Origin of the sequence: Methylobacterium sp. Leaf89 (assembly GCF_001422215.1) — a bacterium.
In the GTDB taxonomy this organism is placed as follows: Bacteria; Pseudomonadota; Alphaproteobacteria; order Rhizobiales; family Beijerinckiaceae; genus Methylobacterium.
The window spans coordinates 56,510-76,963 of sequence record NZ_LMML01000027.1; the positions used below are offsets into that span (position 1 = coordinate 56,510).

The following is a 20,454-nucleotide window of genomic DNA, read 5'->3' on the forward strand; positions in this document are numbered from 1 at the left end:
GGGCTCCCCTCCGCTGTGAATCCAACGCGCGCTGCGTGGGCCGGTTGCAGCGACCCCGGCCCGGTGTCAGGCCCGTTTCGTCGCCCCCGGTACGGGGAAGAGCATCTCCACCAGGGTTCCCTCGTCCTTCCGGCTGGAGATGCGGAAGCGACCGTGATTGGCCTCGGTCAGGGCCTTGGTCAGCGGCAGCCCGAGTCCGGTACCGCGGGATGGTTCGACCCGGGAGCCCGACCGGAAGGGATACAGGGCGCCCTCCATCTCGGCCGCCGTCATCCCGACCCCGGTATCACGGATGCGCAGGGCGATCTCCCCGCGATCCGCGAGCGACGTCGACACGATGACCTGTCCGCCGGCCTCGGTCAGCGCGATGGCGTTCGCGATGACGTTCATGGTCGCCTGGCGCACGAAACGCTCGTCGGCCGAGAGAACCGGCAGGTCGGTGGAGAAGCTGGTGCGCAGGACGATGCGCCGGCGGACGGCCTCCGGGTGGAGGAGGGTGACGCAGTGCGTCACAACGTCGTTCAGCGCGATGTCCGCGACGACGCGGTCGATCTTCCCGGCCTCGATCCGCGCCAGGTCCAGTAGATCCGTGAGGAGATCCAGCAGGCGCGCGCCCGAGGCGTGCACCTCCCGGAGGGATACGCGGTAACGCTCCGACCCCACGGGACCGACGGTCTCGTCGACGAGGCCCCCGAGCGAATCAAGCATCTGCTTGACCGGCGCCTGAAGGGTCTGAGCGACCTGAGCCAGGAGCTCGGCCTGCTGCGGGATCGCCTCCCGTGCCGCAATCGAACTCCGCAGGTCGGCCCCGCTCCGGTCGGCGGCTGCGGCCTCGTCGCGGATCACGGCGCAGACACGTTCCTCCGCGTCCCCCGAGAGCGGCAGCACCTTCACCCGAAGGCGCCGTCCCGTGCCGCGCACCGCCACCGGCACCTCGTCCCGCACCATTGAGCCCGGCTCGGCATGCAGGCGCGCCAGCAGATCGACGGCATGCTCCGAGGCGAACAGGCCAAGGAAGCTCGCGCCCACCACCTCGCGCGGATCGAGCCCGAAGGTCTCGGCGGTCCGGCGGTTCAGGGAGAGGATGCGGGCCTGGTGGTCGAGCAGCACGATGCCGTCCTCCAGCGCATCGAGGACCGCGCGGGCATCCACGCTATGGCGGGCGGCGAAATCCTGGGCGATCGCGGTCGCCGTCGCGGCGCGGGCTTCCTCGCTCGGCTCGGCATCGCGGGCGAGCAGGAGGTGGGCCGGTCGGCCGGCCCAATCGAGGGCGGAATGCTCGATCAGGACGCTGACCCGTCCGCCGTCCCGGGTCGTCAGCACCAGGGGTGCCTCACCCGCCGGTCGGGCCTGGGGATCGAGGCCACCGAACAGGTGCCCGATCCCACCGGCCGCCGTCAGATCCTCCCGCGTCGCGTACCCGACGAGGCGGAGGAGGGTCTGGTTGGCAAACAGCACGGTGTCGTCGCGATAGACCAAGACGCCGGAGGGGATGCGCTCCAGGGTCGCCACCATGGAGGCGTCGGGCGACAGGTCGTCGGCCGACCGCGCGAACGGAACCGGAAACGGCATCACCGCGCAGGGAAGGCTGGGCTCGGCCTCCCTGTCCGAACGCTCGTCGCCCGCGAACCGGGCACCGAGGGCCCGTGCGATCTCGCGGAACGCCGCGTGCTCGTGGCTCGAGAGATGCGGATCGCTGGAATCGACCGCCGGCTCGACCGCCACATCGGCCTCGGTATGGGAGGCCGCGGGCGGGTCGGGCACGACCGCGGCCGCGGTTGTCGCCTGGGCGGGCGCCGCCGCGACCGTCGGTGCCGGCGGCGCCGCGACGGGACCCGTGATCGAGCGGATCTGCCCGAAGCCGCGACATCCCGATCCGGCCCGGCTCTTCGGAGCGCCGGACATTTCGAGATCGCAGAGGGCGCCATCCGCCGCGATCAACGTCAGCGGGATCGCCCGGAAGGTCCGCCCAAGATCGAGGGCGGCGAGAAGGCCGCCGGCATCGCGCAGGATGTCCGCATCCGCCAGCGCCTGCCAGCTCCGCCCCTCGAGGCGCCGGCGCAAGCCCGGTCCGGCCGCCGACGAAACCTGGAGGATCGTCCCCGCCGCGTCGCTTTCCCAGGTGAAGCGCTGCCGGGCGACGATCGGCTCCCCCGTCTCCACGACGGGTTCGCTCACGACCGGCGCGCCCGCGTGCTCCGCCGCGTCCGGCTCGGCGATCGCAGCCGTGTCGACGGCCGCTACACCGGGTGCGCGGCGCCCGCGGAGACCCTGCAGACGCATCGGGAGCGGCGAGTTCGCGAGGAGCACGACCGCGTCGCGCGACTCGGCGAGGGCAATGCGCATCACGCTGACCAGGACCGGCGGTGCCAGGCGCCGGGCATCGAGATGCAGGCGCATGAGCACCGGCCGGTCCTTTCGCAGGCGAGCCTGCGCGATCTGCTCGCCGAGCCTGAGCCCCGCGTCGACACGGCCGTCCGCTCCGCTGATGCCGTCCCGGAGATTGGCGGCCCGCGGCGACGCGTGCAGGATGCGCGTCCCGTCCGCATCAAGGATCAGAACCGCCGTCTTCGAATCGCTCAGGCTGGGGCCGAGACGCGAATCATCCGCGCATCGACGCAGAGCCGCCTGAATCGCCCCGTCGTCATTCCCGCCAGGCCCTGAGGCTCCACTCTCGAACATCCGCACCTGTTTCGCGTGACGAATCTTGGAACGTGACGTCCTTTTTACCGCGTCACCGCCTCTCCATAAGCCACGAGAGGGGCCGCCGCACGTTTACCTGTTGTCAACCTTAATGCGCCCGAGCAGGGTGGCATAGGGCCGGCGCTGTGCTATTGTGCAGTGCACAACGCGCCATCAACAACGAGATCGAGGAGAGGATAATGAACAGCACCCCGAATTACGAGGTTCCCGCCGAGATGCGCGATTTCGCCGAGAAGAGCGTCGATCAGGCCCGCAAGGCGTTCGACACCTTCATCAGCGCCGCCCGCCGCACCGCCGACACCGTGCAGGGCTCCGCCGAGATGGCGCGCACCAACGCCCAGGACGTGTCCGCCCGCGGCTTCGAATTCGCCGAGCAGAACGTGACGGCGGCGTTCGACCTCGCCCAGAAGCTCGTCCGTTCCCGCGACCTGCAGGAAGCGATGCAGCATCAGGCCGAGTTCGTTCGCAGCCAGTTCGCCGCCATCCAGGCCCAGGCCAAGGAATTCGGCGGCCTCGCCCAGTCGGCGATGCAGCAGAGCGCCGAGAAGGCCAAGGGTGCCATGCAGGAGGGCGCCGAGCACGCCCGCAAGGCGATGGAGCAGGGTTCCGAAGCCGCTCGCAAGGCCGGCAGCGATGCCGAGCAGGCCATGCGGAACGCCACCAACTCCTGAGTCTCGCTCCGCGAAGCCCTCGCGGCTTCCGCCTCGCAGCCCGCTTCGCCCTTCGGCCAAGTGGGCTGTTCGCGTTCGAGCCCGGGCGTGCAGAGCGGCACCGGCTGCGATGCGAACCGTCGCGAACCCGACTTGCCCGCCCCGGGCGGGTCTCCTAACCCTGTCGCCGCGCTTGCCCGAGTGTTCCGGGCCGGCGCTGTCAACGAGGGCGTATGACCATGCGACGTATCTCCCGAGGCAGCCTGATCCTCACGGTCCTCGCCGGGCTTTTCGCGGCACAGGGCGCCAGCGCGCAATATGATGACGACGGCTACGACAGGCCGCCGCCGCGCCGCGCCTATGACGAGCGCCGCCTGCCGCCCCGTCGCGAGGTCGGCCTGAACTGCGATGCGGTGCAGTCGGGCCTGACCGGGTACCAACCCTATTCCTGCCCGCTGCCGGGTCCGCGCCCCCTCGGTGCGCGCTGCTTCTGCGACATGCCGATCGCGCCCTTCAGCCCACCGCAGACCGCGGTCGGGCGCGTGGTCCCCTGAGCGGTCGACGATCCGACGCCCGGAACGCCGAAGGCCGCGTCATCCTTCCGGATGGCGCGGCCTTCGCGTGATCGTCCGTGTCGCGAAAAATCAGTTCAGAACGACGACCTTGGCGCCGACCTTCACACGCTCGTAGAGGTCGGTGACGTCCTCGTTGGTCATCCGGATGCAGCCCGACGACACGGCCTGACCGATGGTATCCGGCTCGTTGGAGCCGTGAATGCGGTATTCGGTGTTGCCGATATACATGGCGCGGGCGCCCAGGGGGTTCTCGACGCCACCAGCCATGTAACGCGGCAGGTCGGGGCGACGGGCGATCATCGCGGCCGGGGGCGTCCACGACGGCCATTCCTTCTTCGCCGTCACCGTCTTGACGCCCGACCAGGTGAAGCCCGGACGGCCGACGCCGACGCCGTAGCGGATCGCTTCGCCATTCGGCATCACGAAGTAGAGGCGCCGCTCGGCCGTGGAGACCACGATCGTGCCCGGCTTGTAGTTGCCGTTAAAGGCCACGATCTCGCGCGGGATCGGGGCGACCTGCGCCTGGGGCGCCGCCTGGTAGCCCTGGCCGGCGGTGGCCGGGTAGCCATACGGATCGTCGGTCGCGCGGCCGTAGCCGTAGGCCGGATCGGACGCGTAGTAATCCTCGCCGGCATTCGTGCCGAACGGATCATAGGGAGCCGCCACAACAGGGCTCGTGGAGAGAACGCAGACACCGAGTAGGCCTGCGAGGGCAGTCGCCAAGGTCTTCATGTTGGGTCCCTTACCTATGCCGTAACCTTTGCTATACAAGCGTAAGCATGGAGAGTGGTTCCACGGCCCGCGAGGATTCCGTCATTTTTGCGGCGCCCCCGGTTTTAATCCGTTCCTTCTGCCGCGTGCTGGAGGGCGGCGACGTCGCGCTTCACCAGGGACTGCATGGCGGTGAAGACCCGACCGGCCAAGGCGGGATCGCCGGAACGATCGGCCAGGGCACACCCCAGCGGTCGCGCAGCCAGCCCCACGGGATATGGGAACCGCCCTCCGCCCGGCGCCCCCTCCGGAGCCGTTCGACGCCGCCCGATCCACGAAGGCAACCCTGATCGAGGCGGCCGTGCCGTCATCGGCCGCCACGTCGCCGTTCAGGGCCTGGAAGCTCTGCCCGCCGAGGGTGAAGCGGATCGGGATCACGTCGCCGGGCGTGCCGCCGGGCCAGGGGCCGCGGGCCCGCGGGAGGTGATCGGGGCGGGAGTCCGGCAACCGCGAGACGTCGTGGCGGATCGCCTCTTCTGCATTGCACGTGGACCGGAGGTTCGTGCAGATTGGCGCGCTGACCTTGACGCTCTTCTCGGAGATGACCGCATTCCCCCGCGTTGGTCCTGAGGGCGGCCAGGGTGAAGGCCGCATCAGAGGTTTGCGGCGAGCGCGGCCCCATTCGTTTGGGAAGCCCATGGCCACCTGGGCCGCGCAGTCCTCCGCCGACCAGTGCCGCAGCCGCGTGATGTGGCGGGTGGCCTCGCCCTCCGGCGCGAAGGTGACGAGGCCGGTGGAGAGCGGTTTGGCCGAGGGGTCCCGGGCCGGGACAGAGGCGTTCGTGGAGACGATCCGGGGGTTCTTCATCGGTTCAAGGTTGAAGCCCGCGCTGGGAATCTCGCGCCGTCCGGGCCCCGCATGACGAATCCAGTCGCGCCGCCCGGCCCCAGGTCGGTCTCCGCCGCCGCCACAAACGCCTTGCGGGCAAACCAGCGCCCGATCGCGTCCCGCTCGGTCCAGCAGCGACAGAGGACGGCGGGCGAGAGAGGGTCAGCGCTTCGGCTGGTTCATCGCCCAGAGCACCCCGAAGGGGTCGCGCAGCTGGCCGTAGCGATCCCCCCAGAACATGTCGGCCGGCGGCGTCACGGCGGTCGCGCCGGCCGCGACGGCATGGGCGTAGCGCGCGTCGATGTCGTCGACCATCAGCATCAGGGAGAAGGCCTGCGGCGGCTGGAGCGCGTGCCCGTACTCGGGAAACGCGTCGCTCAGCATCAGCGACGCCCCGTTGACGTAGAGATGCACGTGCATCGTCCGTCCCTGGTCGTCGACGGGCAACGCGGCAGCGATCTCCGCCCCAAAGGCCCCGACGTAGAACTCCGCCGCCTTCATCGCGCCCGCCACGGTCAGGTAGGCCACGAGGCCCCCCTTTACAGGGGCCGGTCCTTCGGGTTGATTCGCGCTGCTCATCGGGATGCTCTCCGCGCCGGCCGCCGACGCGCGTCCGCTCCCGGCGGGGCCGCCCTCGACGATGGATCGGCATCCCACAGGACCGGCCGGACTTTTTCAAGCGGCCGCCCGCGCGAAGCCTCGAAACGACCGACCCGGCGCGGTACACGTCGACCCTTCCCGTGCGCCGGAAGCCGGGGCCTCGCCCCCGCGACCGAAAGGCTTGACCCCGGGCGGGACCCATGCCTTTTACGGGCGACGGCACCCCCGACTCCGTAGCTCAGCTGGATAGAGCAGCCGCCTTCTAAGCGGCAGGTCGTTGGTTCGAGCCCAACCGGGGTCGCCAGGTTCTTCTCAGAAAACCAAGATGGCAACTCCCGGGGGCGCCTTCTTCTGGCGCCTCCCGGCGAGAACATTTGCGACCTATCGCCGGCCATTCTCCGGGTCTCCCGTCAAGTTATCCTACGCCAAGTCCCACGCAGTCCCACCAAAAGCCGGAGCGGAGCCGAGGGCTCGCCGGACATGGAGACCCCATGCCCCACGCGACACCAGCTTCCCCGAGGGCAACGACTGCCGATAGCCACACGCACTGCTTCGCCTGCGGCAATTCGCTGTAGAGTCGGTCGACGGGGGTTCCAAGGGGGCCGCCGGGAAGCTCAAGGCCGACTACCTTTGCCTCGACCGGTTCGAGGAGATCATCCTCTGGTTCGACAACGACGAGTTTGGCCAGACCGCCCTCGAGGCATGCGTCAAGATGGTCAAGGTCCGCGTCGCCAACGCACCGGCTGGCATCAAGGATGCCAAAAACCTGATGAATCTCAAGCGCCCCGGCGACATCATGACCTGACCGGCTGGCTTTGGACCGGGCTGATTGAAAGGATCAGCCAGGACCGAACCAGCTGGACATGCGGCGAGGTTATCTACGATCAGGCCCCAGCGGTTCTCCATCAGGGTGTGACCGATGAAGCAGAGCTTGGCTTCCATTCCCGAACTTTTACGGTAGAGGCGGGCTTCTCGGTCCGTGGTGCTCGCGTGGGTCTCGTTCGAGCGCGTCTGACCCCTGAAGTCGACCTCGACGTTGCGCCCGCCGGCGGACGGCGGCGGATCTTTCCCTTGATCGTTGCCGCCCTGATTCTTGGCTTGAAGCATATGAATCGACGCCCAGGCCTCGATCAGCGTCCCGTCGACGCTGAAGTGATCGCTGGACGGAAGCCGCCTGACCCGGGGCTGGGCCAGCACGGCGGCCAGGAACTGGGCCGCGATCCCACCGGCCAGCAGCCGGTCCCGGTTCCGGGTGAAGCTCGAATGGTCCCAGGCCTGATCGTCGATGCCCAGCCCGACGAACCAGCAGAACAACAGGTCGAACGCCAGCCGCCCCATCAGTTGCCGCTCAGAGCGGATCGAGTAGAACATCTGCAGGAGCATGGCCCGCAGCAGCATCTCGGGCGGGATCGACGGATGACCCATCCGGGCCGCATAGAGCGCCGAGAACGACCCGCTCAGGGCCGCCAGCGCCTCGTCCGTCAGTGTCGGATGGCTCGCAGAGGATGATCGGACCGGACCCGAGCCCCAAGGGCCACATACGAGAACAACGCTCCCGAACGCCGATCCGAACCCCGCATCTGCCTACCCCGCTTACTGCAAGGGAGCAGTGAATCATGCCAACCCCTGGCACGCCACGGACTTCTTCAACACCCTGCTAAGACCATCCTCCTGCACGCCCGCCGGACCTTCCTGGTGGCCGATCACACCAAGTTCACGTGCCGGCCGATGGTCGAGGTGGGACGCCTGGCGCAGATCGACACGCTCTTCACGAACCAGCCGCCGCCGCCGCCAGAAATCGTCGCCCTGATGGAACGGCACGGGGTGAAGCTCGCATTGACCGGATCGGGAGGCGTCTCGCAAAGCCCTCATTTTCGCTTGCGACTATTCCTCGACAAAGGGAAATCCTCCTGGCGTCGGCATACGACGAGACCTGGAGGAGACTCATGACGTCAGGAGGGATCCGTCGGGCCGAGGGAGCCCCCTACGATCTGCTCGTCATCGGCGGAGGCATCAACGGCACGGGGATCGCTCGCGACGCGGCCGGACGAGGCCTCTCGGTCCTGCTCTGCGAGCGTGGGGACCTCGCCGAATTCACCTCGTCATCGAGCACGAAGCTGATCCATGGCGGCCTGCGCTACCTGGAATATTACGAGTTCCGCCTGGTGCGCGAGGCGCTCGCCGAGCGGGAACGCCTGCTGCGTCTGGCACCGCACATCATCTGGCCGCTCCGCTTCGTGCTCCCGCACGACGATGGACTCCGCCCGGCCTGGATGCTGCGGATCGGCCTCTTCCTCTACGATCATCTCGCGCGCCTGCGCACGCTCCCGCGCTCGGAGATGGTTCGCTTGCGAACATCGCCGATGGGCGCGCCTCTACAGGGTCGGCTCTCGAAGGGCTTCGTCTATTCGGATTGCTGGGTGGAGGACAGTCGGCTCGTCGTCCTCAACGCGATGGATGCCAGGTCGCGGGGCGCCGAAATCCGAACACGGACCGGCGTCGAATCGGCCCGCCGCATCGATGGGTCCTGGACCGCAACCCTCCGCGACGTCGGCACCGGGCAGTCCGAGACCGTTCGCGCGAAGGCCATCATCAATGCGGCCGGACCTTGGGTGAGCGAGACGCTGGGCACCACCCTCGGGATCAACAGCCACGCGGCAGTCCGCCTGATCAAGGGCAGCCACATCGTCGTGCCGAAGCTCTACGAAGGCGACCAGGCCTATATCCTGCAGCAGCCCGACAAGCGCATCATCTTCGCGATTCCGTACGAGCACGACTTCACCCTGATCGGTACCACCGACGTGCCTTACGAGAACGAGCCCGGCCCGGCGACGATCTCGGCGGAGGAGACGCGCTATCTCTGCGATTGCATCAATCGCTCCTTCGCCTGGTCGATCGACCCGAAGGATGTGGTCTGGAGCTACTCCGGGGTGCGCCCGCTCTACGATGACGCGGCAGCCGACGCCTCGGCGGTCACCCGAGACTACGTGCTCGACCTCGAGGATGGCGGTGGGCGGGCTCCAGCACTCTCGGTCTTCGGCGGCAAGATCACGACCTACCGTCGCCTCGCCGAGCACGCGATGGAGAAGATCGCGCCACATTTCCCGGGGCTCAAGAAAGCCTGGACCGGCACTGCAGTCCTGCCCGGCGGCGCGATGCCGGCGGCGAATTTCGAAACATTTCTGGAGCAGTTCCGCCGAGAGGCTCCTTTCCTCCCGTCCGAGACCGCGCGGCGCCTCGCCCGAGCCTATGGGACCGAAGCGCGAACCATCGTGAAGGGCGCCCGCACTCTTGCGGATCTCGGCGACGCCTTCGACGGCGGCCTGACGGCTGTCGAGGTCGACTATCTCGTTCGCGCCGAATGGGTGCGGACCGCCGAGGACATCCTTTGGCGCCGCTCGAAGCTCGGCCTGCGCACGAGTCCGAAAAGTGCCGCGCGCCTCGCCGCCTATATCGCGCGGAAGGCCGAAGCCGCCTGACGCCAACGCCTTCCGAAACGCCAAAGCCGGCACGAAGACCGGCCCGGACATCTTCGACGCCGCTCCCAAGGGAGGAAGACGACCATGTCTCAGTATGTCGGCGCCATCGACCAGGGCACCACCAGCAGCCGCTTCATCGTCTTCGATCGCGAAGGGCACATCACCGCCTGCAGGCAGCGGGAACATGCGCAGATCTATCCGCGGCCCGGCCACGTCGAGCACGATCCGATAGAGATCTGGCGCAATACGCAGGCCGTCATGCAGGATGCCCTCGACGGGGCCGGACTGACGCCGAAGGACCTGCTCTCGATCGGCATCACGAACCAGCGTGAGACTACGCTGATCTGGGACCGGCGCACGGGTACTCCGCTTCACAATGCGCTGGTCTGGCAGGATACCCGCAACGATCGCCTCGTGACCGAGTTTGCTCGCCACGGCGGCCGCGATCGCTTCCGGGCGCTCACAGGCCTGCCCCTGGCGAGCTACTTCTCGGGCTTGAAACTGCGCTGGCTCCTCGACCATGTCGACGGCGCGCGAGAGAAGGCGGAAGCTGGCGACGTCCTATTCGGAAATATCGACAGCTGGCTCGTCTGGAATCTCACCGGCGGCCCGGACGGCGGCCTCCACGTCACCGACGTGACCAATGCCAGCCGCACCCAACTCATGTCCCTCGAGACCCTGGCCTGGGACGATGGCATGCTTGCCATGTTCGGAATTCCCCGCGCGATGCTGCCGGGGATCGTCTCTTCGTCCCAAGTCTACGGAGAGACACGCCTGCCCTTCGCCGGGGTGCCGATCGCCGGGATCCTCGGAGACCAGCAGGCCGCCCTGTTCGGCCAGACCTGCTTTCGGCCAGGCGAAGCGAAGAACACCTACGGCACCGGCTGTTTCGCCTTGATGAACACCGGCGAGACGCCGGTGCCCTCGACCTGTGGCCTCGTGACGACGCTGGGCTACAAGCTCGACGGCGCGCCCGCGGTCTACGCGCTGGAAGGTTCCATCGCCATCACGGGCGCGCTGGTGCAGTGGCTGCGCGACAACCTGCACATGATCCAGGACAGCGCCGAGGTCGAGCGCCTGGCCACCACCGTGGAAGACAATGGCGGTGTGTACTTCGTGCCCGCCTTCTCTGGGCTCTACGCGCCGCACTGGAACGAGGGTGCCCGCGGCCTGATCATCGGCCTGACCCGCTACGCCAATCGCGGCCACATCGCCCGAGCCTGCTTGGAGGCTACGGCGTTCCAGACCCACGAGGTCCTGGAAGCGATGGAGAAGGATTCCGGCATCCCGGTGCGCGAGCTGCGCTCGGACGGCGGCATGGTCGCCAACGTGACCCTCATGCAGTTTCAGGCCGATATCCTCAACGTTCCGGTCGTGCGGCCGAAGGTGACGGAGACCACAGCGCTGGGAGCCGCCTACGCTGCGGGCCTCGCGACCGGATACTGGAAGAGCACGGACGACCTCGTGCGCAACTGGGGAATCGACCGGCGCTGGGAGCCAAATATGGACGCGACGCAGCGCCAGCGCATCACCGCGGCCTGGGGCCGGGCGGTGAAGCGCGCCTTCAACTGGGACAGGCAGGACGACTGACGTTCACCCCGGCATCGACCACCTCGGAAACACAAGACGACGTCAGCGGACTTGCCATGACGTCGCCACTCCTGGGGGAGCTTCTCGGCACGATGGTGCTGATCATCCTCGGCAGAGGGGTGTGGCCGGGGCCCTTCTTGCGCGGCTCGAAGGCGGAAGGCGCAGGCTGAATCGCGACCACCGCTGGCTGGGCCTTCGCCGTCCTGGCCGGGATCTTCGTCGCCGCTGCGACGGGCAAACCCGACGCGCACACCGACCCCGCGGTCACGATCGCGGCGGCGATCGCCTCCGGTGCTCACGAACGTCCGTAATGGGGCCGCCTGCGTCGTCACGGCCCTGAGCGGGGTGGACCCTGTCATCTTCGAAGCACGGGGTCGGCGGCTCGATGCAGCGGTCGCCGCCGACGTACCGCGCGTCATCCGTTCGGATTTCTCCTTCGACTTGGCGGGGCACGCAGGGCCTGCGGACATGGCCGTCGGACAAGGCCGATCGACGCTTGCCGGCAACGATCGTCACGGCTGGATGCGGTGGATCGATCTCCGATCAACCCTCTCGGCCGTCGAATGAGAGCTTGGCCGATCCGCAACAAGCTCAGGCGGTGTGGCGCTGGCCGACGACGAGGCGCAAGCCGGCCGGGCCGACGGACGCCTCGGCGAGGATGGCGGTGGCCTTGCGCGCCAGTTCTCCGCGCTGGAACGGCTTCTGGACGATGCGCTCGGCTCCGACCTCGCCCGCCTGCATCAGCGCCGCGGTGTCGGCGTATCCGGTGACGAACATCACGGGAAGATGCGGCCAGCGAAGGCGGATCTGGCACGCGGCCTCGGCCCCGTTCATGCCCGGCATGGCGAAGTCCAGAATGATCAGGTCGACACAGGCGTCGGATTCGAGAGCGGAGAGAGCGGCAAGGCCAGAGCCCGCCTCGCGGATGCGATAGCCGTTCTCGGACAGGATCGAGGTGGTGATCTCGCGCACCGCACTATCGTCGTCCACCACGAGGACCACCGGCCGATCGCCCGCCCGACGCTGCTCGGCGCAGTCGATAACAGGCCGGAATGCCTCGCGGACCGGGGAGGTGGCCTCCGCCCGCGGAAGGTAGATCCGCACCGAGGTGCCTTCGCCCACGCGGGTGTCGATGCGAACACCGCCGCCGGACTGCTTCACGAAGCCATAGACCTGTGCGAGGCCGAGGCCAGACCCCTTATCGACCGCCTTCGTGGTGAAGAACGGCTCGAACACACGGGCCAGGACCTCGGGCGCAATCCCGGTACCGGTGTCGCTCACCGCGAGCATCACGTACTCGCCGGGCACCGGCTCCTCCGCATGGGCAGGGGTCCGCGTCAGGGTGACGTTCGCGGTCTCGATGGTGAGGCACCCCCCCACGGCCATGGCGTCGCGCGCGTTGATCGCGAGGTTCAGGATCACGAGCTCGATCTGCGTCGCATCGACAAGGGCTGACCAGAGATCGGATTGCAGCGTCATCTCGATGCGCACCGCACCGCCGATCGAGCTCTGCAGGAGGTCGCGCATGGACGAGACGGTCTGGTTCAGCTCCACCGGCGTCGGCTCCAGGCGCTGACGACGGGAGAAGGCGAGGAGTTGCGCCGTCAGGCGTGCTCCGCGGTCGGCGGCACCACGCATCATCTGAAGGCGGCGCTGCGACCGCTCGTCGGGGATGGCACGCTCCAAGAACTCGATGTTGCCGGAGATCACCGTCAGCAGATTGTTGAAATCGTGGGCGACGCCGCTGGTGAGTTGGCCCACGGCTTCCAGGCGCTGCGCCTGGCGGAGAGCCTCCTCGACCCGCTCGCGCTCGGCAATCTGGCGGTGCAGCTCGGCATTGGCGGCAGCGAGGTCGCTCGTGCGCGTTTTCACACGGGCCTCCAGGGTCGCGTTGAGGTCCCGCAGATCCTGGACTGCGCGCTCGCGCTCGGCATGGGCGCGCGCCTCGGCGAGGGCGCGCAGGATGGTCCGGGGCAGGCGGTCGAGGCGCTGCTTGGTCACGTAGTCGGTGGCACCCCGCTTCAGGGCTTCCACCGCGACATCCTCGCCGAGGGTGCCCGAGACGAAGACGAAGGGCGTACCCGGACAATGGGTGCGAGCAATCGCCAGGGCGCTGAGGCCGTCGAAGGTCGGCAGAACGTAGTCGGCGAGGATGAGGTGATGCCCGCAGGACGCAGCTGCAGCGGTGAAGTCCGGCGCGGTCATCACCCGGTCGATCGTATACGGACGCCCGAGATCGTCGAGCACCGCACCGAGGAGTTCCGTATCGAGGTCGCTGTCTTCGAGAAGGAGGATTCTCAGGATTGCCGGACCGACATCATCCTGCGTCGCCTGATCGGGCTGAGTCACGTGTTCGATGGCCAACCTCCTCCCCGATGCGGGGGCGGCTCGTTCAGGACCGCCCAGAACACGCCGAGATCCTGGATCGCCTCGAAGAATTCCGTGAACCCAACGGGCTTGACCACGAAAGCGTTCACGCCGAGGTCGTAGGACCGCACGAGGTCGGTCTCCTCCCGCGAGGAGGTCAGCATCACGACCGGAATCGCGCGGGTCCGGACATCGCCCTTGACCTGCGCGAGGACCTCCAGGCCGTCGACCTTGGGCAGCTTGAGGTCGAGGAGGACGACGGCCGGGTCGCGCGTATCCCGGCCCGCGAAGTCGCCGCGGCGATAGAGGAAGTCGAGTGCCTCCGCACCGTCGCGACAAATCACGATCTCATTGGCGAGTTGGCTCTTCTCCAGGGCGGCAAGGGTGAGTTCGATGTCGTTCGGATTGTCCTCGACGAGGAGGATCGGCTTCAGATCGGGCATGGATCAGCGCGCTTCCCTGGGGTTCCGCGACGATCGGGCTCGGTTCGCGGCATTCGGATTGGGCACCGCCCTCGGTGTCGGCAGCGTGAAGTAGAAGGTTGCGCCGTGTCCCACGGCTCCTTCGGCCCAGGTGCGACCGCCATGGCGCTCGACGATGCGCCGCACATTCGCAAGTCCGATGCCGGTTCCCTCGAATTCCTCTACCCGGTGCAGGCGCTGGAACACCCCGAACAGCTTGTCGACATAGGCCATGTCGAATCCGACGCCGTTGTCGCGCACGAAGAAGACGGCCTGCTCCGCTCCGTCGTCCCCCTGTCCGGTGTCGGGGCTCCGACCATCGAGACGACCGATCTCGATCGTCGCATCCGTCCGACCACGGGTGTACTTGACGGCGTTCGAGAGCAGATTTTCGATGACGAGGCGCAGCATCACCGGATCGGCGTTGACCCGTCCGAGCTGCCCGATGGTCCAGTGGATCGTCCGCTCCGAGGAGACGTCACGAAGCACAGAGCGACGGACCTCCTCGACCAGCGCGTTGAGATCGCCGGCGACCGGGTTCAGGGCGTTGCGGCCCATCTGCGAGAAGCGCAGCAGGTTGTCGACCAGAGTACCCGCCGAGAAGGCCGCCTCGATGATCGTGTTGATGTAGTGCCGCCCCTTCTCGGATAAGAGGCTGCCTTCGCGCGATCGCAACAGCTCCGAGTACCCGACGATATGCCGGAAGGGCGCGCGGAGGTCGTGGCTGACCGAGTAGGAGAAGGCTTCCAGTTCCTTGTTGGAGCGCTGCAATTCCTCGCTCAGGGAGGCGAGCTCCTCGGCCCGCCGCAGAACGATCCCGAGCACGGAGGCCCTCAGGTCCTTCACCGATTCGATCTCAGCCCGCATCCAGGGGAGGGCGCGGTTCTGCAATGTCTCCTTCCAGATGGCGAAGGATTGCCGAGGGTGCAATCGTTCAAGGCCGCCGGCCGGATCGGGCACGGCGGCCTTGGTCGGGTCGCCGCCCCACTTCACCGTGCGCACCACCTCGGGTCGGAACCAGAGTACGTAGCTGGCATATTTCTGCGAGATCGAGATCGCCAAGAGGCCGCTCGCCCGTTCGGCGAAGGCGCGTGCCGGCGGATAGACTTCACTCAGCGCATCCGTGGCGACGAGGTCGGCACCGCCGGGTCCGCTGGAGAGCCATTGGTAGATTGCCCGCACTTCGGATTCCCGCGGCGTCGCGCCGAGGAGCCGGCAGGTGTCCGAGGTGATCACGGCCGCGCCTGATGCTCCGGCGAGGGCCAGGACGTCGTCGGAATGCTTCAGCAAGCCGTCGAGGAAGTTTTCCTCCTCCGCCATGAAGCCGAGGAGCCGCGACTGGATCGCCCCCAGGCGCAGGCGCTGTTCGGCCTCCGCGCCACGCTCCTTGGCGGCGAGCTGAAGCGCGAAGATGCGGGTGAGGAAGTCGCAGGCGTTGCGGGCCTGGAGCGGCACGCGGCGGGGCTCGGCATTGTGGCAGGAAATCAGGCCCCAGAGGACGCCGTCGACCAGGATCGACACCGACATCGACGCCATCGTGCCCATGTTGCGCATGTACTCGACATGCACCGGCGAAACGCTGCGCAGAATCGACTGGCTGAGGTCGAGGGGCTCCGCGTCCTCGCCGGCCTCCCGCAGGATGGGGACCGGCCGGTACCCGGCATCGGGGATGATCCGCAGGCGGTTGCGCCGGTAAAGCTCCCGGGCCTGGGCAGGGATGTCGGACGCGGGAAAGCGGAGGTCGAGGTAGGAGGGCAAGGCGCCGTTGCCATCCTCGGCGATGACGGTACCGTGCCAGTCCCGGTCGAACCGATAGACGAGGGTACGGTCGAAGCCGGTGATGTGGCGGATGTCGACGGCCACGAGGTGACACAGCGCGGCGACGGAGGCGGCGTCGTGCAGCCCCTCCACGAAGCGGCTCAGGCGCGGGTAGAGCGCGTCGAGGCTGTGGTCGGATGCGAAGACGCTCGCGACCGCTTCGAATTCCAGAAGGATGAGCCCGGCCGAGCGATGGATCGCGAGGTCGTAGGCGAGGGCCCCCTCGGGGGTGGCCAGGGTCACGGTGCGCAGGTATTGGGCGCCGTCGCGCTCGGATTCCGCCGCTCCCTCCAGCAGGAGGCCGGCGAGTTCCGGAAAGACCGCATCGCAGGGTTGGCCGAGGCAGGCCTCGACACCCCCGGGGACGTTGGCACTCGCCTGGACGATCCGGCCGTCCGTCGCCCGGAGGGCGAGGAGGAAGCCGTGCGGTTGGAGCGTCCCGAGGCGGTGGATCGGCTCACGGTCGCAGACGGTCAGAGCTTCGGCGGGCGGCAAACCCATGTCCAACCCCCGCGAATCCACCGTCAAAGCCTCCGCTCCCCCCCGACCGTCCCCGTCATGCGCGTCCTCTCGCGGTTGGTTACGCGGATCGCGCGGGCGGCGCAACGCGACCCGGCGCGCGGCAGCCACAACAGACCGCGAGAACTCCCGTACCCCGTCGCGCCCGCCAGCCCCGCAATCTCCGGTCGACATCCCTGCGAACCGCTCTAGCTTCCGCAGAGGATCGACTCCGTCCAACGCGGCGGGATCGACGATAAGGGGGGGACGCTATGGCGAAGCGCGAGCGCATGGAACCGACGCCGCCAGAGCTCCTGAGCCCCTGGCGGACCGAGGCGCGGGCCAGGCTGCAGGCCGAGGCACGCGATTTCGCCCGGGACGTCGTGATGCCGCTCGCCGACGCGCTCGATCCGCAGAAGGCGGAGATGCCGCGAAGCCTCATCGATCAAATGGCCGCCAAGGGCTGGTTCGGCATCACGATCCCGGCCGAGCAGGGCGGCCTCGGCCACGGCGTGTTCGAGTACTGCCTCGTCTCCGAGGAACTCGCCCGGGCCTGGCTCTCGGTGGGCAGCATCCTGGCGCGGGGCCAGGGTCTCGGCACCCAGACCCTCGATCCAGAGCGGCGAAAGGCCCTTCTGGAGAAGTCGGCGAAGGGACAATGGATCGGCGGCATCGCCCTCTCGGAGCCCACCGCCGGCTCGGACCTCGCCGGCGTGCAGACCCGGGCGGTACGCGAGGGCGACACCTGGGTGTTGACCGGAACCAAGCGCTGGGCGGGCTTCGCCAAGGCCGCGGACTTCGTCGAGGTCTTGGCCCGGACCCGCGATCCCGAGCCCGGCGAGCCACGCTCGGCGGGGCTCGAACCCTTCCTCGTCGTGAAGGAGCCCGGTACCTTTCCGCCCGGCATGACCGGCCGGGTCATCGACAAGATCGGCTATCACGGCTTCCTCACCTTCGAACTGGACCTCGACGGCGTGCGGGTGCCGGAGACCGATCGCCTCACCGGGCTCTACGGCGACCAGGGCGCCGACGCGGATTCCGGGGGCTTCGCTTCGGTCCAGCGGGGGCTCAACATCGCACGGGTGCACACGGCGGCGCGCGCGGTCGGGGTGGCCCGGGCGGCCCTGGAGGATTGCCAGGCCTACCTGCAGGAGCGCGAGCAGTTCGGGCACCCGATCGGCGATTTCCAGGCGCTGCGCTTCGCCCTGGCCGACATGGCGGCCGACGTCGCGCAGGCGCGCGCCTTCTGGAACCAGGTGGCCCACCTGCTCGATGCCGGCGAGCCGGCCGAGAGCGAGTCGGCGATGGTCAAGCTCGTCGCCACGGAAATGGCGGTGCGGGTCACCAACCAGGCGATGCAGCTCCATGGCGGGAACGGCTACACCACCGAACGCCGGGTGGAGCGCTACTGGCGCGACGCGCGTCTGACGACGATCTTCGAAGGGACGAGCGAGATCCAGCGCCGGATCATCAGCGACCGGATGCTGCCGAAACCCTGACGGGTCCCGGTTGCTCTCAGCGCCCGCCCATGACCAGCCGCAGCTTGTCGGCGAGATCCTCGCGGCGGTAGGGCTTGCTCAGGAGCGGCAGGTCGACGGGGACCCCCTGTTCGCCGAGGGCGGAGCCGGTATAGCCCGAGGCCAGCAGCACCCGCAGGCCGGCGCGCAGGGCGCGGGCATGGGTCGCAAGCTCGACGCCGTTCATCCCGCCGGGCATGACCACGTCGGAGAAGAGGATGTCGATGCGCTCCGGTCCTTTCAGGCGTTCCAACGCCTCGGCCGCATGGGTGGCCGTGAGGGTGCGGTAGCCGAGTTCCGACAGGCTCTCCACCGCCATCTCCAGCACCGCGGCCTCGTCCTCCACCACCAGGACGACCTCGCCCTCCGCGGCCCGACGCAGCGGCAGGAGCCCGTCCGTCCGGGCGGCTTGCACGACCGGCTCGGCCGAGCGCGGCAGGTCGATGGTGATGCTGGTGCCCTGGCCCGGCGCACTCGCGACCCGGACCTGCCCGCCGCCCTGGCGCGCGAAGCCGTAGACCTGGCTCAGACCGAGCCCGGTGCCTTTCCCGACATCCTTGGTGGTGAAGAACGGCTCGAAGGCTCGGGCGGCCGTGGCCGCATCCATGCCGAGGCCGGTATCCGTGACCGTGACGCGGACGTAATCGCCGGGGGACAGATCGGGCCAAGCCGCCCGGCGCTCCGGGGTGAGGGACAGGTTCTCGGTCCGGATCGTCAGGGTGCCGCCACTCGACATGGCGTCGCGGGCATTCACCGCGAGGTTCAGGATGGCGCTCTCGAACTGCCCGGGATCGAGGCGGACGGGATCGAGGGCCGCGTCGAGGTCGAGGACGATGTCGACGGTCTCGCCGACCGCGCGCTGCAGCAGGCCCTGGAAGTCCTTGATGAGGTGGTTGGGATTGACGGTCTCGGGTCGCAGGACCTGCCGGCGCGAGAACGACAGGAGCTTCTCGGTGACCTCGGCTCCGCGCCGGGCCGCCGTCATCGCCGAGGTCGCCAGCCGCTCGACCCGCTGGGCGTTGTCGGGCCGGCGCACGATCATGTCGAGGTTTCCGACGATGACCGTGAGGAGGTTGTTAAAGTCGTGGGCGACGCCACCCGTGAGCTGGCCGATCGCCTCCATCTTCTGCGCCTGGCTGAGGCGCTGCTCGGCCTCGTGCCGATCGGTGGTGTCGATGACCACGCCGGCCATGCTGGCGGGGGTTCCATCCGGGTCCCGATAGAGCCGGCCGCGCACGTCGATCCAGCGCTCGGCACCGTCCCCGGCCCGGGTGATGCGACACTGGAAACAGAGGGTGTTCTCCACCTGCGCCCGCGCCATGGCGGCTTCCGCCAGCGCCCGGTCGTCAACGACCACATGCCCCAGGAAGTCGGCGAGGCCCCAGCGCGGAAGCAGGCTGTCGTAGCCGAAGATGCGGTCGTGCCGCAGCGTGCGAACGGAGGCCCCGGTCCGGAGGTCGAGGGTCCAGTTGCCCATATCCGCGGCCTCGAGGGCGATCGCGACGTTGTCGCGGGCAATCTCGAGCTCGGCCCGCTGGCGCTCGCTCTGGACGGCGGCTGCCTCCGCGGCGCCGTAGAGGACGTCGACCTCGCGCAGGTAGACGGCCAGGACGACGATGCCGGCCGCCAGGGCCTCCAGCCGCCCGGCGAACCAGCCCACCGTACCTCGGGCGGCGCCCGGCAGGGTGATGAGGTTGTCGAAGACGAGGAGCAGCAGCGAAACCGCGAGCCAGAGCTGCAGCACGGTGCGCAGGCGCGTGCGCCAGCACAGGGTCGCAAGGGCCGCCACCGTGAGGAGCACCACGGCCGGACCGACTCCCGACGTGGTCAGCAGCCAGTAATTGTCGCCCTCGACGCTGCGGGGCAGATAGTCGACGTAGGCGACGACGATCCAGCTCAGCCCACCGGCGGCGGCTGCGACGGCCAGGGCGGTGAGGCCGCCGACGGCCCCGACCCGGGCGCGCGGCACGAGGCGCGGGCGCCGGTCGCCCTCCATGATCGCGTAGGGCAGGGCGAAGAGCGGCGGCCCCACATGCCACAGGGTCCAGAGCCAGGTCGTGGTGCCCGGCCCCGAGCCGATGATCCGCCCCGGTCCGAACAGGCCCGGGAAGCTGAGGAGTTGAACCGCGACGATGAGTGTCGTGAACAGGCTGCCGGCGGCGAGAACCAGCAGCGGCACCGACCGGGTGCGCCGGTATTGCGCGAAGAAAAGGCAGGTTGTGACCGCGTAGACCGTGATCAGCGCGGCTTGGTAGCTCGGGACGAATCCCGGCATCGCGCTCATCGGCTCCGCCACGATGGGCAGGAGGGCGAGCGTCAGAAGCCCGAAGGCGGCGGCGACCGCAACAGCGAATCGCCTTTGCGAGGGGGTCGTCCCGGCATCCGCCAAGGTCGAGAGGCCTGGAGGGCCAGCGCAGTCCGGCACGATGTGGCTCCCGGCCGCGCGCCGACGGCGGATCGCCCGGCCGACAGGACCTGCTTCGGTCTAGCACCATCCTCGCCGGGGCGACATCGTTCGTCCGACATCGGACGTTCCTGCCTCGTCCGTATCGTTCGCGCCGTTGCCGGGGAGCGACATCGGTCCTTCCGGTCCCCAT

The 20,454-nt window shown here is 68.6% G+C and carries 17 protein-coding genes, 1 tRNA gene and 1 pseudogene; 9 read left to right on the forward strand and 10 right to left on the reverse strand.

What is annotated here, in order from left to right; genetic code table 11:
* Positions 1-66 precede the first annotated feature (66 nt).
* Positions 67-2,400 carry an ATP-binding protein gene (locus ASF18_RS10475; protein WP_156649771.1) on the reverse strand — a complete coding sequence of 778 codons (2,334 nt, stop codon included), beginning with the start codon at positions 2,398-2,400 and terminating at the stop codon, positions 67-69.
* Between ASF18_RS10475 and ASF18_RS23670 the strand changes: the two genes are divergently transcribed.
* From ASF18_RS23670 to ASF18_RS10485, 3 genes are all read left to right on the forward strand, one after another.
* Positions 2,389-2,664 (forward strand): hypothetical protein, encoded by a 276-nt coding sequence (locus ASF18_RS23670; RefSeq protein WP_156649773.1) that lies wholly within the window; start codon positions 2,389-2,391, stop codon positions 2,662-2,664. The genes ASF18_RS10475 and ASF18_RS23670 overlap by 12 nt on opposite strands.
* 218 nt (positions 2,665-2,882) lie before the next feature.
* Entirely contained in the window at positions 2,883-3,374 is a 492-nt protein-coding gene (locus ASF18_RS10480; protein ID WP_056222335.1) for a phasin, read from the forward strand.
* Positions 3,375-3,586: 212 nt separating this feature from the next.
* Positions 3,587-3,907 carry a hypothetical protein gene (locus tag ASF18_RS10485; protein WP_156389648.1) on the forward strand — a complete coding sequence of 107 codons (321 nt, stop codon included), beginning with the start codon at positions 3,587-3,589 and terminating at the stop codon, positions 3,905-3,907.
* 90 nt (positions 3,908-3,997) lie between these two features.
* Here the strand turns inward: ASF18_RS10485 and ASF18_RS10490 are convergent, their stop codons facing one another.
* Positions 3,998-4,660, reverse strand: coding sequence for a L,D-transpeptidase (locus ASF18_RS10490; RefSeq protein ID WP_056351338.1), 663 nt, complete (start codon positions 4,658-4,660; stop codon positions 3,998-4,000).
* An 81-nt stretch (positions 4,661-4,741) separates the two neighbouring features.
* The gene (locus ASF18_RS22990; RefSeq protein ID WP_348271396.1) at positions 4,742-5,338 is read right to left on the reverse strand and encodes a VOC family protein; all 597 of its coding nucleotides are present in this window, start codon (positions 5,336-5,338) and stop codon (positions 4,742-4,744) included.
* On the opposite strand from ASF18_RS22990, the gene ASF18_RS24125 reads away from it, so the two are divergent.
* Positions 5,337-5,561, forward strand: coding sequence for a hypothetical protein (locus ASF18_RS24125; protein WP_156389647.1), 225 nt, complete (start codon positions 5,337-5,339; stop codon positions 5,559-5,561). The two genes, ASF18_RS22990 and ASF18_RS24125, sit on opposite strands and share 2 nt — an antisense overlap.
* Before the next feature lie 128 nt (positions 5,562-5,689).
* On the opposite strand, the gene ASF18_RS10500 is transcribed toward ASF18_RS24125, so the two are convergent.
* Entirely contained in the window at positions 5,690-6,106 is a 417-nt protein-coding gene (locus ASF18_RS10500; RefSeq protein WP_056351345.1) for a glyoxalase/bleomycin resistance/extradiol dioxygenase family protein, read from the reverse strand.
* 248 nt (positions 6,107-6,354) lie between these two features.
* On the opposite strand from ASF18_RS10500, the gene ASF18_RS10505 reads away from it, so the two are divergent.
* Positions 6,355-6,431 (forward strand) — tRNA-Arg (locus ASF18_RS10505).
* Between the two features lie 572 nt (positions 6,432-7,003).
* Here the strand turns inward: ASF18_RS10505 and ASF18_RS10510 are convergent.
* Both ASF18_RS10510 and ASF18_RS24395 read right to left on the reverse strand, forming a co-directional pair.
* Positions 7,004-7,707: pseudogene (locus ASF18_RS10510) on the reverse strand (transposase); the annotation flags it as partial.
* 34 nt (positions 7,708-7,741) lie between these two features.
* Positions 7,742-7,948 (reverse strand): hypothetical protein, encoded by a 207-nt coding sequence (locus ASF18_RS24395; protein WP_210166756.1) that lies wholly within the window; start codon positions 7,946-7,948, stop codon positions 7,742-7,744.
* A gap of 125 nt (positions 7,949-8,073) precedes the next feature.
* Between ASF18_RS24395 and glpD the strand changes: the two genes are divergently transcribed.
* From glpD to ASF18_RS23675, 3 genes are all read left to right on the forward strand, one after another.
* Entirely contained in the window at positions 8,074-9,606 is a 1,533-nt protein-coding gene (glpD, locus tag ASF18_RS10515; RefSeq protein ID WP_056351351.1) for a glycerol-3-phosphate dehydrogenase, read from the forward strand.
* 84 nt (positions 9,607-9,690) lie between these two features.
* Positions 9,691-11,196 (forward strand): glycerol kinase GlpK, encoded by a 1,506-nt coding sequence (gene glpK / locus ASF18_RS10520; RefSeq protein WP_056351355.1) that lies wholly within the window; start codon positions 9,691-9,693, stop codon positions 11,194-11,196.
* A 291-nt stretch (positions 11,197-11,487) separates the two neighbouring features.
* Positions 11,488-11,763: a hypothetical protein gene (locus tag ASF18_RS23675; protein ID WP_056351359.1), complete on the forward strand. Its 276-nt coding sequence runs from the start codon at positions 11,488-11,490 to the stop codon at positions 11,761-11,763.
* Positions 11,764-11,787: 24 nt separating this feature from the next.
* Here ASF18_RS23675 and ASF18_RS10530 read toward each other — a convergent pair whose 3' ends face one another.
* Genes ASF18_RS10530 through ASF18_RS10540 form a run of 3 tightly spaced genes read right to left on the reverse strand, consistent with a single transcriptional unit; the run spans position 11,788 to position 16,343 of the window.
* Entirely contained in the window at positions 11,788-13,554 is a 1,767-nt protein-coding gene (locus tag ASF18_RS10530) for a response regulator (RefSeq protein ID WP_244472668.1), read from the reverse strand.
* Positions 13,542-14,006 (reverse strand): response regulator, encoded by a 465-nt coding sequence (locus ASF18_RS10535; protein WP_056213964.1) that lies wholly within the window; start codon positions 14,004-14,006, stop codon positions 13,542-13,544. The genes ASF18_RS10530 and ASF18_RS10535 overlap by 13 nt, the downstream gene beginning before the upstream one ends.
* A gap of 3 nt (positions 14,007-14,009) precedes the next feature.
* Positions 14,010-16,343 carry an ATP-binding protein gene (locus tag ASF18_RS10540; protein WP_082487388.1) on the reverse strand — a complete coding sequence of 778 codons (2,334 nt, stop codon included), beginning with the start codon at positions 16,341-16,343 and terminating at the stop codon, positions 14,010-14,012.
* 269 nt (positions 16,344-16,612) lie between these two features.
* On the opposite strand from ASF18_RS10540, the gene ASF18_RS10545 reads away from it, so the two are divergent.
* A complete protein-coding gene (locus ASF18_RS10545; protein ID WP_056213959.1) occupies positions 16,613-17,839 on the forward strand; it encodes an acyl-CoA dehydrogenase family protein in 1,227 nt (408 codons plus the stop codon).
* A gap of 16 nt (positions 17,840-17,855) precedes the next feature.
* On the opposite strand, the gene ASF18_RS10550 is transcribed toward ASF18_RS10545, so the two are convergent.
* On the reverse strand, positions 17,856-20,132 hold the full coding sequence (locus ASF18_RS10550; protein ID WP_244472657.1) for an MASE4 domain-containing protein: 2,277 nt from the start codon (positions 20,130-20,132) through the stop codon (positions 17,856-17,858).
* Positions 20,133-20,454: the final 322 nt, after the last annotated feature.

Bases quoted from the DNA above. Each gene is read 5' to 3' on its own strand.
- ASF18_RS10480 (WP_056222335.1), top strand. From the start codon at position 2,883: ATGAACAGCACCCCGAATTACGAGGTTCCCGCCGAGATGCGCGATTTC.
- ASF18_RS10485 (WP_156389648.1), top strand. From the start codon at position 3,587: ATGACCATGCGACGTATCTCCCGAGGCAGCCTGATCCTCACGGTCCTC.
- ASF18_RS24125 (WP_156389647.1), top strand. From the start codon at position 5,337: ATGGCCACCTGGGCCGCGCAGTCCTCCGCCGACCAGTGCCGCAGCCGC.
- ASF18_RS10500 (WP_056351345.1), bottom strand. From the start codon at position 6,106: ATGAGCAGCGCGAATCAACCCGAAGGACCGGCCCCTGTAAAGGGGGGC.
- glpK (WP_056351355.1), top strand. From the start codon at position 9,691: ATGTCTCAGTATGTCGGCGCCATCGACCAGGGCACCACCAGCAGCCGC.
- ASF18_RS10475 (WP_156649771.1), bottom strand. From the start codon at position 2,400: ATGCGCCTGCATCTCGATGCCCGGCGCCTGGCACCGCCGGTCCTGGTC.
- ASF18_RS10490 (WP_056351338.1), bottom strand. From the start codon at position 4,660: ATGAAGACCTTGGCGACTGCCCTCGCAGGCCTACTCGGTGTCTGCGTT.
- ASF18_RS10550 (WP_244472657.1), bottom strand. From the start codon at position 20,132: ATGCCGGGATTCGTCCCGAGCTACCAAGCCGCGCTGATCACGGTCTAC.
- ASF18_RS22990 (WP_348271396.1), bottom strand. From the start codon at position 5,338: ATGGGCTTCCCAAACGAATGGGGCCGCGCTCGCCGCAAACCTCTGATG.
- ASF18_RS10540 (WP_082487388.1), bottom strand. From the start codon at position 16,343: ATGGGTTTGCCGCCCGCCGAAGCTCTGACCGTCTGCGACCGTGAGCCG.
- glpD (WP_056351351.1), top strand. From the start codon at position 8,074: ATGACGTCAGGAGGGATCCGTCGGGCCGAGGGAGCCCCCTACGATCTG.
- ASF18_RS10545 (WP_056213959.1), top strand. From the start codon at position 16,613: ATGGCGAAGCGCGAGCGCATGGAACCGACGCCGCCAGAGCTCCTGAGC.
- ASF18_RS10535 (WP_056213964.1), bottom strand. From the start codon at position 14,006: ATGCCCGATCTGAAGCCGATCCTCCTCGTCGAGGACAATCCGAACGAC.
- ASF18_RS23670 (WP_156649773.1), top strand. From the start codon at position 2,389: ATGCAGGCGCATGAGCACCGGCCGGTCCTTTCGCAGGCGAGCCTGCGC.